The 12,130-nt window shown below is 65.2% G+C and carries 11 protein-coding genes and 1 pseudogene; 9 read left to right on the top strand and 3 right to left on the bottom strand.

Annotated elements, in window-relative coordinates; genetic code table 11:
* Window positions 1–63 precede the first annotated feature (63 nt).
* Window positions 64–2,055, bottom strand: coding sequence for a cation:proton antiporter (locus tag ASC81_RS13145; RefSeq protein ID WP_056267746.1), 1,992 nt, complete (start codon window positions 2,053–2,055; stop codon window positions 64–66).
* Window positions 2,056–2,238: 183 nt separating this feature from the next.
* Here ASC81_RS13145 and ASC81_RS13150 point away from each other — a divergent pair, with 183 nt between their 5' ends.
* From ASC81_RS13150 to ASC81_RS13175, 6 genes are all read left to right on the top strand, one after another.
* Window positions 2,239–3,510: a Glu/Leu/Phe/Val dehydrogenase gene (locus ASC81_RS13150; protein ID WP_056267748.1), complete on the top strand. Its 1,272-nt coding sequence runs from the start codon at window positions 2,239–2,241 to the stop codon at window positions 3,508–3,510.
* 244 nt (window positions 3,511–3,754) lie between these two features.
* Window positions 3,755–4,783: an ABC transporter substrate-binding protein gene (locus ASC81_RS13155; protein WP_235533654.1), complete on the top strand. Its 1,029-nt coding sequence runs from the start codon at window positions 3,755–3,757 to the stop codon at window positions 4,781–4,783.
* Window positions 4,780–5,358, top strand: a complete 579-nt coding sequence (locus tag ASC81_RS13160; protein WP_056267757.1) for an SCO family protein — start codon at window positions 4,780–4,782, stop codon at window positions 5,356–5,358. Before ASC81_RS13155 ends, ASC81_RS13160 begins: the two co-directional genes overlap by 4 nt.
* The gene (locus ASC81_RS13165) at window positions 5,355–5,786 is read left to right on the top strand and encodes a hypothetical protein (RefSeq protein ID WP_056267759.1); all 432 of its coding nucleotides are present in this window, start codon (window positions 5,355–5,357) and stop codon (window positions 5,784–5,786) included. Before ASC81_RS13160 ends, ASC81_RS13165 begins: the two co-directional genes overlap by 4 nt.
* Window positions 5,783–6,544, top strand: a complete 762-nt coding sequence (locus ASC81_RS13170; protein ID WP_235533655.1) for an ABC transporter permease — start codon at window positions 5,783–5,785, stop codon at window positions 6,542–6,544. The genes ASC81_RS13165 and ASC81_RS13170 overlap by 4 nt, the downstream gene beginning before the upstream one ends.
* Complete coding sequence (locus ASC81_RS13175; protein WP_056267762.1) at window positions 6,534–7,304, top strand: ABC transporter ATP-binding protein; 771 nt, start codon at window positions 6,534–6,536, stop codon at window positions 7,302–7,304. Before ASC81_RS13170 ends, ASC81_RS13175 begins: the two co-directional genes overlap by 11 nt.
* On the opposite strand, the gene ASC81_RS13180 is transcribed toward ASC81_RS13175, so the two are convergent.
* Together ASC81_RS13180 and ASC81_RS13185 are read right to left on the bottom strand one after the other, a co-directional pair.
* The gene (locus ASC81_RS13180) at window positions 7,301–7,744 is read right to left on the bottom strand and encodes an OsmC family protein (protein WP_056267764.1); all 444 of its coding nucleotides are present in this window, start codon (window positions 7,742–7,744) and stop codon (window positions 7,301–7,303) included. The genes ASC81_RS13175 and ASC81_RS13180 overlap by 4 nt on opposite strands.
* Before the next feature lie 729 nt (window positions 7,745–8,473).
* A complete protein-coding gene (locus ASC81_RS13185; protein ID WP_056267766.1) occupies window positions 8,474–8,893 on the bottom strand; it encodes a MerR family DNA-binding protein in 420 nt (139 codons plus the stop codon).
* A gap of 225 nt (window positions 8,894–9,118) precedes the next feature.
* Here ASC81_RS13185 and ASC81_RS26585 point away from each other — a divergent pair, with 225 nt between their 5' ends.
* From ASC81_RS26585 to ASC81_RS27900, 3 genes and pseudogenes are all read left to right on the top strand, one after another.
* A complete protein-coding gene (locus tag ASC81_RS26585) occupies window positions 9,119–10,444 on the top strand; it encodes a response regulator (RefSeq protein WP_082536498.1) in 1,326 nt (441 codons plus the stop codon).
* A 43-nt stretch (window positions 10,445–10,487) separates the two neighbouring features.
* Window positions 10,488–11,618 carry a sensor histidine kinase gene (locus ASC81_RS13200; RefSeq protein WP_056267775.1) on the top strand — a complete coding sequence of 377 codons (1,131 nt, stop codon included), beginning with the start codon at window positions 10,488–10,490 and terminating at the stop codon, window positions 11,616–11,618.
* A 207-nt stretch (window positions 11,619–11,825) separates the two neighbouring features.
* A pseudogene (locus ASC81_RS27900) lies at window positions 11,826–12,087 on the top strand (IS5/IS1182 family transposase); the annotation flags it as partial.
* Window positions 12,088–12,130: the final 43 nt, after the last annotated feature.

Raw genomic sequence — 12,130 nt, forward strand, 5'->3', positions numbered from 1 at the left:
TTGGAGTGCGGGGTGGCGCCAGTGTGGCGCAGCGCCTTGCCCCGGCTTGTCACGCAGGCGGCATCAAGTGAGCAGCCGGGCCTCGGCCAGCGCCAGCGCCGCCGGCATGCCGCTGATGACCAGCGTGTCGCCACCCGCCAGCGTCGCGCCGGTGTCCACCGGGACGGCCTTGCCGCTGGCGCGGCGTAGTGACACGACGGCGACACCCATGGCATGCAGGGCCAGGTCCTCCAGCAGGTGGCCGGCCAACGCACTGGCCGCGGGCAGGGTGACGGACGCGAGGCGCGCCTGGTCGAGCTCGTCGACGGTGTCGTCGTCGGCGCCATGGAAATAGCCTCGCAGCAGACCGTAGCGCTTGTCGCGCGCATCGCGCGTGATGCGGATGACGCGGCGCATCGGCACGCCCACCAGCGCCAGGGCATGCGAGGCCAGCATCAGCGAGCCCTCGATGGCCTCGGGCACGACCTCGGTGGCGCCTGCGGCCTTGAGTTTTTCGAGGTCGCTGTCGTCGATGGTGCGCACGACGACCGGCACGCGCGGTGCATGCGTCTGCACGAGGTTGAGGATCTTCAGCGCCGACGGCGTGTCGTGATAGGTGACGACGACGGCACTGGCTCGTGCCAGCCCGGCCGCCATCAGGCTCTGCACCTTGGCCGCGTCGCCGAAGACCACGCTCTGGCCTGCGGCGGCGGCCTGGCGAACGCGGTCGGGGTCCAGGTCGAGCGCGATGTAGGGAATCGCTTCGCCGTCGAGCAGCCGCGCGAGGTTCTGGCCCGAGCGGCCATAGCCGCAGATGATGACGTGGGCCTCGGCCTTGATACTCTTCTTGGCGATGCTGGTCAGCTGCACCGACTGCATCAGCCAGTCGCTGCTGGACAGCTTCATGACGATGCGGTTGCTGTACATGATGATGAAGGGCGTCGCCAGCATGGACAGCACCATGCTCGCCAGCACCGGGCTGACCCACTCGGGCGCCACAAGGCTGTGCTGCTCACCCAGGGTCAGCAGCACGAAGCCGAATTCGCCGGCCTGGGCGAGATAAAGGCCCGTGCGCAGTGCCACGCCGGCCGGTGACTTGAACAGCCACGCCAGGCCCGCGATGAGCGCGAACTTGGCGAGCACCGGCAGAGCGGTCAGCAAGATGACCAGCCACCAGTGATCCACCAGCGGCCGCCAGTCCAGTTTCATGCCGATGGTGATGAAGAACAGCCCCAGCAGCACGTCGTGGAAGGGCCGGATGTCGGTCTCCACCTGATGCTTGTATTCGGTCTCGGCGATCAGCATGCCGGCGACGAACGCGCCAAGCGCGAGGCTCAGGCCGGCGTGCTCCGTCAGCCAGGCCAGCCCCAGCGTGACCAGCAGCAGGTTGAGCATGAAGAGCTCGTCGCTCTTGCGCCGCGCGACCAGCGTCAGCCACCAGCGCATCAGCTTTTGGCCGCCATAGAACAGCAGACCCAGCAGCACGGCCGCCTTCAGCGCGGCCCAGGCCAGCGCCTCGGCCATCTCGCTGCCGCTGCTGTTGAGCGCGGGGATCAGCACCAGCAGCAGCACCACGGCCAAGTCCTGGAACAGCAGCACGCCCATGACGAGCTTGCCGTGTGGGCTTTCCAGTTCCAGCCGTTCCGCCATCAACTTGACGACGATGGCCGTCGAGCTCATCGCCATGGCCGCGCCCAGCACCAGCGCGCCCTCCCACCGCAGGTCCCAGGGCTGGCCCAGCAGCATCAGCCCGCCCATCAGCATCGCGTTGCCGATGATGGCGCCGGCAACGGTCAGCCCCACCTGCGCCATGCCGAGCCCGAACACCGCCGTGCGCATCGAGCGCAGCTTGGGCAGGTTGAACTCCAACCCGATGGCGAACATCAGGAAGACCACGCCGAACTCCGCCAGATAGGAAATGCTGGCCGAATCCTGGGCGAAAGCGAGCGCATTCGGGCCGATCAGCACGCCGACGGCCAGATAGCCCAGCATGGGCGGCAGCTTCAGGCTGCGGCAGACGACCACGCCGAGCACCGCGGCAACAAGATAGAGGAGGGCGAGGTCGAGAGAGGTCACCCGAGGATGGTATTCGCGGTGCCAGGGCCTTCCGGTCCTGGCCTACCCGATGTGAAATCCCTCTCTCGAAACCGTCTCCATGCACGGCTTGCATGAGCGCATACGCACTTGGCTAGACAAGCCGTGGCGGCACAGCCAAGCTTCGCGCTACCGTTCGCCCCACTAAAAGTTACGGAGCATTTCATGCCCAACCTGTCCTTTGTTTCGCCCACGCGCAACAGCCCGTGGGGGACGTATCTGTCGCAGATCGATGCCGTGGAACCCTATCTCGGCCACCTCAGCCGCTGGGTCGAGACGCTGCGCCGGCCCAAGCGCGCGCTGATCGTGGACATCCCCATCGAGATGGACAACGGCACCATTGCCCACTACGAGGGCTACCGCGTGCAGCACAGTCTGACGCGCGGCCCGGGCAAGGGCGGCGTGCGCTACCACCCCGACGTGACGCTTGAAGAAGTGATGGCGCTGGCCGGCTGGATGACGATCAAGAACGCCGCCGTCAACCTGCCCTACGGCGGCGCCAAGGGCGGCATCCGGCTCGACCCGACCGGGCTGTCGATGAAGGAGCTGGAAAAGGTTACGCGCCGGTACACCAGCGAGATCGGCATCATCATCGGCCCCAACCAGGACATCCCCGCGCCGGACGTGAACACGAACGGCAAGATCATGGCCTGGATGATGGACACGTATTCGATGAATACCGGCGCCACGGCGACCGGCGTCGTTACCGGCAAGCCCATCGAGCTGGGCGGCTCGCTGGGCCGCGTGGCCGCCACCGGCCGCGGTGTCTTCGTCGTCGGGCGGGAGGCCATGCGCCGCCTCAACATCGACATGGACCATGCCCGCGTCGCCGTGCAGGGCTTCGGCAATGTCGGCTCCATCGCCGCCAAGCTGTTCGCGGCCAACGGCGCCAAGATCGTCTGCGTGCAGGACCACACCGGCACCATCCTCAACCAGAACGGCTTCGACATGCAGAGCCTGCTGGACCATTTGGCGCAGACCAAGGGCGTGGCCGGCTTCAAGGGCGCCGACGCGATCGCCAACGAAGACTTCTGGGACGTCAAGACGGACATCCTGATCCCCGCGGCGCTTGAAGGGCAGATCACCGCCGAGCGTGCCCAGCGCATCCAGACCCGCCTGGTGCTCGAAGGCGCCAACGGCCCGACCACGCCCGACGGCGAGGCCGTGCTGGCCGACCGCGGCATCGTCGTCGTGCCCGACGTCATCGCCAACGCGGGCGGTGTGACGGTGTCCTATTTCGAGTGGGTGCAGGACTTCTCGTCCTTCTTCTGGACCGAGGACGAGATCAATGTCCGCCTGGACAAGATCATGATCGGCGCGTTCAAGCACATCTGGGAAACGGGCGAGGACCACAAGATCCCGCTGCGCACGGCCGCCTTCACGGTCGCCTGCACACGGGTGTTGCAGGCGCGCGAGGAGCGCGGGCTGTATCCGTGAGCCCCTCGCCCAGTCAGGCCATGCTGTACGCGGGCCTGCCTGGTCGGTCCCCCAAGGGGACGGCGATGCTTGCGGCATTGAGCCGCAAGCACATCGCCATCGCGGGCCGGCTTGGGAGCGGCCCGGCGCTCGGCCCGAATACCGCACCAATCCCGCGGTAGGTACGTAGGCACAATTCGGTCTCCACGCATGGACAGCCCGTAAGAAGCGGGCAAAGTCCGTCGACCTACGTATGGCGACCGCATTGAGCGAATCCACATTTCCCAGCGTCGACCGCCGGCAGCTGTTGCGCGGCACGCTCGCGTCGGCATTGCCGGTGCTCGGCCTGCCCGCGGCGGCCGCATCAGGCCCGCTGATCGTTGGCGGCCTGCCGGTCACCTGCAACCTGACGCTGCCGGTCGCCTGCATGGCGCGCGCCAACAGCAACAAGACCGCCGGCAGCAAGACCTTCGAGTTCGAGTACAGCAAGTACAACGGCTGGCCCGAGATCAAGGAATCGCTGATGACGGGCCGCATCCAGGCGGGCTACATGCTGGCACCCCTGGTCATGGACCTGGCGGACAAGCGCATCCCCGTCAAGATCGTCTCGCTGGGCCACCGCTCGGGCGCCGTCATCATGGTGCGCACCGATTCGCCCTACAAGAAGTTCAAGGACCTCACGGGCAAGCGCATCGCCATTCCCAGCCGCTTCGCGGTGGACTTCCTGTTCCTGCGCAAGATGCTTGCCGCAGAGGGCATGAGCCCGAAGGACATCCAGATCATCGAGATGCCGCCGCCCGACATGCCGGCGGCTCTTTATGCCAAGGCCGTCGACGGCTATTGCACCGGCGAGCCCTTCGGTGCGTCGGCCCAGCGTGCCGGCTACGCCAGGCCGCTGCGCATGACGCGCGATGAATGGCGCAACTACATCTGCTGCGTGCTGACCGTGCGCGAAGAGCTGATCAAGGAAAACCGACCTCTGGTGCAGAACCTGGTGGACCATGTGCAGGGCGCCGGCAACTGGCTCGACCAGCAGGCCGCCAACCGCGAGAAAGCCATCCAGATCGCCGCCGGTCGCAAGTTCTTCAACCAGGACCCGAACATCCTGCGCTTCGTGATGGAGAACCCGACCGACCGCGTGACTTATGGCGACCTGCGCATGATCCGCGCCGAGTTCGACGAGCTGATGAAGTTGTCCATGGAGGCCGGCACCTTGAAGCAGCCGGTGGCCTACGAGAAGTACGTGGACGAGAGCTTTGTGAAAGCAGCCAAGGCCGCGCCCATCCCGATATGAAACGCCGAACGTTGTTGCTGGCCGCGCTGCCGGCGTCTGCGATTGCCAGCACGCCGCCTCGGCTGAAGGCCGGTGTCTTCGAACCCGCACAAGCCGCGCCGGAGTTCTCGCTCAAGGGCAGCGACGGCGCCGAGCTGAAGCTGGCGCGTTTCAAGGGCAAGCTGGTGCTGCTGATGTTCGGCTTCACCCAGTGTCCCGAGGTCTGCCCAACGACGCTGGCCACGCTGGCCCAGGCGCGCAAGTCGCTCGGCGCGGACGCGGCGGACGTGCAGGTGGTCTATGTGACCGTCGACCCGGAGCGCGACGACGTCGCGCGCATCCGCCAATACCTAGGCGCCTTCGACACCAGCTTTGTCGGCGGCACCGAGACGCCCGAGAAGCTGGCCGCGATGCGCAAGCGCTACGGCGTCGTCGCCGAGAAGATCGCCGCCAAGCAAGGCAACGCCTACGGCATGAACCACTCCACCTCGGTCTTCCTGATCGACCGCGCCGGCAAGCTGCGCGCCATGATGCCGTACGGCCACGAGGCCAAGGACTTCGTCCATGACCTCAAGCTGCTCCTGGCGGCCAAGTGAAGCGCTGGCTGTGGCTCCTGCCGGTCGTCGTGCTGGTCCCGCTGGCATGGGCCGCTTTCGCTCCCCTTGAACTTGCCTCACGCGACGAGCTGTTCGAGATCCCCGCCGGTACCTATGCGCGCCGCATGGCCGGCGACAAGGTCGAGATCCTGCCCGACCGCATCGACCTGACGCTGGGTCTCAACGACGTGCTGCTGCTGCGCAACCGTGACGAGGTGCCGCAGCAGTTCGGCCCCGTGCTCATCATGCCGGGGCAGAGCTTCAGGCTGCCCTTCGAGGTCGCGTCGACCTACAGCTTTGCCTGCAGCGCGCACGCCAGCGGCCAGATGGCCGTCGTCGTCGCTGCCACGCCGGAGCGGGGCTGGCCGGCGCTGCAGTGGCGCTGGCAACAACTCATGAAACGCTGGAATGACAAGGAGGGGCGGTGAACCTGCGCCTGAATCGAATCCTGCCGCCGCTGGCGGTCATCACCGTGATCATCGCGGCGTGGTGGGCCATCGTCGTCTACACCGAGAGTCCCATCTTCCCGACGCCGTGGGCGGTTGTCACCGGCACGCTGGAGCTGGCCGAGGACGGCACGCTGTGGGAGCACATCACCGCGTCCCTCATGCGTGTGGGCATCGGCTTCGGCTTCGCGATGCTGATCGGCATTCCGCTCGGCCTGTGGATGGGCTGGGTGGATGCGGCTTACCGCACCTTCAACCCGATCTTCCAGATGCTGCGGCCGATCTCGCCCATCGCCTGGATCCCGCTGGCCATCCTGTGGTTCGGCGTCGGCGACGTCTCGCCCATCTTCCTGATCTTCATCTCCTCGGTGTTCCCGCTCATCGTGCAGACGACATCGGGGGTGCACACCATCGACCGGCGCTACCTGCGCGCCGCGGCCAACTTCGGCGTGTCGCGCGTGGTCATGTTCCGCCGCGTCGTCATTCCCGCCGTGCTGCCGGAAATCATCATCGGCATGCGCATCGGCATCGGCGTGGCCTGGCTGGTCGTCGTGGCCGCCGAAATGATTGCGCTGCGTTCGGGCCTGGGCTATCTCATCATGGACTCGCGCAACGCGGGCAACCGCTATGACCTCGTCATCGCCAGCATGATCCTCATCGGCGTCATCGGCCTGATGTTGGACGGCGTCACCCGCCTCCTCGAAAAACTCAAAACCGTGCGGTGGCGCTATGTCCGATAGCAAAAAGATTTCCGTCCGCGGCCTGACCAAGAGCTTCAAGGCCGCCAAGGGCGGCCAGCTGCCCGTGATCCAGGGCGTCGAGTTCGACGTTGCCGAAGGCGAGTTCGTCGCCATCGTCGGTCCCTCGGGCTGCGGCAAGTCCACGCTGATGAATATCCTGGCCGGCTTCGAGCAGCCCGACAGCGGCACCCTGCTCATCGACGGCAAACCTCATCCTGGCCCCAGCCCTCAAGGCATCGTCATCTCGCAGTACGGCTCGGTCTTCCCCTGGCTGACCGTGCAGCAGAACCTGATGTTCGGCCTGACCGGACAGGAGCACGGCGTCGATGCTGAGCGGGTCAAGCTCGCCGACCACTACGCCGCCATGGTCGGCCTCAAGGGCTTCGAGGGCGCCTATCCGCACGAGCTGTCGGGCGGCATGCTCAAGCGCGTGGAGCTGGCACGCGCCTTCATCGTCAAGCCTGAAATCCTCTACCTCGACGAGCCCTTCTCGGCACTCGACGCGCTGATGAACCTGCGCATGCGCAACGAGTTGCTGCGCATCCTGGCCGAAGAAAAGCACACCGTGCTGCTCATCACCCACGACGTCGACGAGGCTCTCTACATGGCCGACCGCATCTTGGTGTTGTCACCGCGACCCACGCGCATCCAGGCCCGCTTCGAGCTGGACATGCCGCACCCGCGGCGCCTGATCAGCCCCGAGATGGATCAGCTGCGCGAGGCCATCCTGAAGGAGCTGGGGCTGGAGATGCCGGCCTAGCCCTTGAGCACCGCGCCCGTGCTGTCGAGCACGCGCAGCGTGACGGGGATGGCCGCCGCCACGCTCTGCGTGACGGTGCAGAAATCCTCAAAGGTGTCCAGCACGCGTTGGATGTGGCCCAGCTCGCCGGCTGGCTTGCCCAGGTGCAGGTCGACGGCGAGGCCCAGCACGCGGTTGCGGTTGCGCTCGTTGCGCCCCACGGTCGCCTTCACCTCGGTGCGCAGTGGCGACGGATCATCCTTGTACTTTTGGCAGGCGAACCAGAGCGATGCGGACAGGCAGTTGCCGACCGCCGAGGCCAGCAGCTCGACCGGGTCGGGCCCGAGGCCAGTGCCCATGGGCACTGGCTCGTCGGACAGCAGCACGGCGATGCCCGGCGCGTAATGATGCTCAAACTGGTAGCCCTGGCGCTGGGTCAGGGTGACGCTTGGGTTGTCCATGGCGGTCGCTGGTTGGAGGTTGCGGCTGATAACAATGTATCGCTCGCTGACAAAGGGTCGAAACGACACATCGGAAGGCCTCGACCTTCGAGGCCAAAGTTTCGAACTGGCGCGAGGTGGCCTGCCCCTCGACCGACTGCTCTGCAGCGTTATGGAAAGCTCTCCATAACGCTGCCTATGCGCAGGTCGCAACTATGCGCACGACCAAGCCGTGACAGCACAAATTCCCCTATGCGAACCGCACGAGACGCGCCCCAGCTTCTGCGCATATTTTTGGCGAGACAAGTCCGGGAACTGCACAGCTCCCGCCGCGACTGCGGTCTTGGCGAGTTCGATGGCTTACCTCGCCTCGAAGTGGATCATGGGCCTGGGACCGGTCGGTTAGGCCGTTGAATGCGGGCACTCGCGCGATTTGGCTCGACGATGCATCGTCGCCAGGTCGAGGGCCGACGCGCGGCGCGACAACCTGCCATCGGCATCACACGCTGCTCCGCAACGCCGCATGCTCGCGAAAACTATGTCGAGGTCTGGCCGGCCGTGCCTCCTTCGAGGCCGCGAATCTCCTGGACGTCAAGATCTCCCCGCCCGTCACCCGCGCATAGTTGCGACCTGCGCATAGGCAGCGGGTGCCGTCGGTCGCGCCCGGCCTAGCCGCGGCAGCAAAGTGCCCAAAGCGGAATGTCGGGCTCGGCCGCAAGAGACGGCCCAGGAGCGGTCACTCGCGGGCTGCTATCCGCAGCAACTTGCTGCGCGCACAACCTGGGCCTTGTCTGCCGGCAAGGCCCGGTCCTCCAGAATGGTGTAGTCGACGGCCGGACCGCCCGAACAGGCGGTGTCGCAGCTGCAGACGAACGTGCTTAAGCTGCCTTCGAGCGCCTTCAGTTCTTCAAGCTTCTGCCGCACCTGCGCGAGGTGGGCGGCAGGGATGTCGCGAACGTCGGCGCACGAGCGGTCGGGCTCATCGACGAGCCCGACAAGCTCCCGCACCTGATCGATGGAGAAGCCGAAGTCTCGGCAGCGGCGGATGGAGACCAGGCGCCGGATGTCGCCCCGCGCCTTGATGACCCGCAGCGTGCGGAGGGCACTTCGCCCTTCCACTTTGATGCCCAGCAGGATGTTGTCCGCCAGCGCGCTGGTGCGGGTCCGCATTTCAACTCCCAGCTGTAGCAATGGGTTGAGTCGGCAGTGCCGGATGCGCTCGCCGCCCTGGTTCCGTTGGTGTGACCTGTCGTCTGCCACACAAGTCTGCGCTTGGTCTAGGGGAAAACGGTAGGCGCACAGAGGGATTGCAGATATCGGGCAAAGGACGCCTTAATCGCTACGTCTTGGCTGATTTCGTCCACGCCAACAGCCAAAGCGGCCAGGGAGATCCGAATGGAATTTGCTGAGCTGTTCGCCCAAGGCGCCAGGCTCGTCCTGCCGCTGGCGTGGGCAAAAGGACTGACCTCATACTTTGACTACTCAGGCCCAAGTGTCGAGTTGCTGGTGCCCGATGCCAGTTTGCGGGCTGCCATCCACCGCATCCTGTTGGGCATGACAGATTGCTTTGAGGCTGGCTTCCTAATGTTCACGGCCGAAGCGGCCATCCCGATGGGCGGCAAGAGCCTGTTGGTGATTCGCGCAGCCGGTACTGGCACAGTATCGAGTGGGCTCGATGAGGTGCTCCAGCGTCTGCAACTCCAACCTCTGTCCATCGCCACAGTCGACGGCAGGCAGCGCACCGTTAAAGCGCGGGGAGTCTGCCCGGCCACTGGCGGACGAGTGCTTTTCACCGATGCTAGACGAGATGGACTGGCACTTTCAGTCCACACGCATGTGGCCGTGGCCCAGCTGCCCGACGGCGCCGAGCATCATGCTCGCGCCAGCGATGCAGCCGCTTGGTTGGTCAGTCCGCGGCCAGGCCGCCTCGATTCAGTCGACCGTCGACTGCGGCGACTCGGCTGGCAAACAAGGCGGTTCCCTTCGCTTGAAAAGGCATCTGCCCTGCTATTGAGCGGCGCGCTATCCAGCGACGTCATGCCGATGATGCTTGTCGCAGCAGAAATCGACGGCGCGGAACTGACGCTCATGGAGAAGGTTGCCGCAGCGCTGCCTGGCGTCAGCGTCGTTCTTGCCGTGCTCGCCGGATCGGTCACTCTCAAAGCAAGGGAGCGCACCCCTGTCGACATCCGTGTGCTGCCGCTCAGCCCCGGTGAACTGGAGCGCTTCACCTTGCGCGTTGATCGCGTTCTGTCCAATGATGAAGCGCGACAAACGTCGCCAAGCCCGTTTTATGCACAAGTCGTCAAGCAGGTCCTGGTCGTGGACGACAACAGCGTGAATCAGCTGTTGTCACGGGCGCAGTTGGAAGTGCTTGGATACGACGTGACGGTGGCAAGTGACGGCGAGGAAGCCATCAAGGTTTGCCTGGAATCACCGCCCGACGCCGTGCTGATGGATCTCGACATGCCGGTACTCGGCGGGTGCGACGCCACTCGCCGCCTTCGTGACCTGCAACGGCTCGGCTTGCTCGCGCCTTTTCCGATCGTGGCCTCCACCAGCGCGCAGGAAGCTGCCGCGCAGCAAGAATGCTTCGACGCCGGCATGGACGGCTTCTTGGCCAAGCCGATTGACCTCGCCGTTCTCGCCGAAGAGTTGCATCGGGTCGTGCCGATGCGACCGGTCCCTTGCCCAGATGTTGACCCTCTGGGCCACACGTGAGCTTGACGCGAGCCTCAGCCGCTAGCAACCCATCGACCCAACCATGCGCTTAGCAGAGTTCATCGAGACGAACACGGAGGCAATCCTCTCCGAGTGGGAGGTCTTTGCCAGAACCCTATTGCCCGCATCCGGCGGGTTGGACATCGCCGCGCTGCGAGATCATGCGGCGCAGATTCTGCAGACGATAGTGATCGATCTCGGAACCAGCCAAAGTCCAGGCGAGCAAACGGCCAAATCGCGAGGCGAAGCCGCACGTCCGGATCAAGATCCAGAGACGGCGGCGGAAACGCATGGGCTGCTGCGTGCCACGGGCGGCTTTACCTTAAAACAGCTGGTGGCGGAATATCGGGCGCTTCGCGCGACCGTGCTGAGACTGTGGGCAGATGCGCACGTGCCCGGAGCCGACAGCTTGGCTGACATGACCCGGTTCAATGAGGCGATTGACCAAGCTGTGGCGGAGTCAGTGGAGTTCTTCGCGCAGGAGACGGAGCGTTGGCGCAACGTCTTCCTGGGAGCTCTGGGCCATGACCTACGCGGCCCACTCAACGCCATCCTGCTGACTTCCGAGCTGCTCTCGAGGCTCAACGACGGATCTCCAGGTGACAAGCTCACTGCCCGGCTGATCAACGGCGGGGAGCGGATGAGGCGGTTGCTGGACGATCTACTGGACTTCAGCCGCGCCTCACTGGACCTCGGTATTCCGATCTCACCCAGCAGCATCGACCTGGCTCAGGTCTGTGAAGAAGAGGTCGAACTGCAACGCGCAGCCTGGCCTACGCACGCGATCGCCGTGGTCAAAGAGGGTGCGACGGACGGCGTGTGGGATGCATATCGGCTTAAACAGGTCATCGGCAACCTCATCTCCAATGCCGCGAAATACGGCGATCAAGATGCGCCGATCACGCTGCGCCTCATCGGAAGCCACAGCGGGGTCCTCCTTTCAGTGGAAAACGCCGGCCCGACGATCTCGCCGGCAAGCATGGAAAAGCTATTTCAGCCGTTGCAGCGGGATGCGCACGGCGATGAGGAGACTGAGCGGACGAGCCTGGGCCTCGGATTGTTCATCGTCCGTCATGTCGTTAAGGCGCACGGGGGCACGGTGACGCTGACGTCAGCCAATCGACAAACCAAGTTCGCAGTTGCGCTGCCTCGGAAGATCCCCATTCAGGCGTGAGCAGGCGCTGCTCGATAGCGAGATGTCGGGTCGACGATCGCAGCTTCGGAACATGCGACAGCCCGAGTTGCCGCTTTGCGCGAGTGGCGTACCCTCGGACCACAGCCGAAGCGGCCGTTGGCACTATTGGCAACGAAACAGCGGCGCTCGTCCTGGTCCACGCCGCGATAGTCCAGATCGACCACTGCGACCTTCGGCACCACGCCGATATCCCACTGCGGCAAGTACAAGTCCCCTGAGTCAGGATCAAAAGCGCTGGTTCAAGCGGCGCCAGGCCATCGAGCCGCTGATCGGGCACACCAAGCAGGACCACGGCATGTAGCGCTGCTGGCTCAAGGGCAGCGAGGGCGACGCGCTGCACGCGGTGCTGTGCGCGGTCGGGTTCTACATCAGCTGGCTGATGCGGGCGCTGCTGCGCCAGCTCCGCGCCAGCGGGCTGAAGCATGTTCTTTTGGGCCTGATGGCCCTATGCGCTAAACAGCTCACCGGCTTGCGGCCAGCTTGCGCACCCG

Source organism: Pelomonas sp. Root405 (assembly GCF_001425165.1).
GTDB lineage: Bacteria > Pseudomonadota > Gammaproteobacteria > Burkholderiales > Burkholderiaceae_C > Pelomonas.

Bases quoted from the DNA above. Each gene is read 5' to 3' on its own strand.
- ASC81_RS13150 (WP_056267748.1), top strand. From the start codon at position 2,239: ATGCCCAACCTGTCCTTTGTTTCGCCCACGCGCAACAGCCCGTGGGGG.
- ASC81_RS13160 (WP_056267757.1), top strand. From the start codon at position 4,780: ATGAAACGCCGAACGTTGTTGCTGGCCGCGCTGCCGGCGTCTGCGATT.
- ASC81_RS13175 (WP_056267762.1), top strand. From the start codon at position 6,534: ATGTCCGATAGCAAAAAGATTTCCGTCCGCGGCCTGACCAAGAGCTTC.
- ASC81_RS13180 (WP_056267764.1), bottom strand. From the start codon at position 7,744: ATGGACAACCCAAGCGTCACCCTGACCCAGCGCCAGGGCTACCAGTTT.
- ASC81_RS13185 (WP_056267766.1), bottom strand. From the start codon at position 8,893: ATGCGGACCCGCACCAGCGCGCTGGCGGACAACATCCTGCTGGGCATC.
- ASC81_RS26585 (WP_082536498.1), top strand. From the start codon at position 9,119: ATGGAATTTGCTGAGCTGTTCGCCCAAGGCGCCAGGCTCGTCCTGCCG.
- ASC81_RS13200 (WP_056267775.1), top strand. From the start codon at position 10,488: ATGCGCTTAGCAGAGTTCATCGAGACGAACACGGAGGCAATCCTCTCC.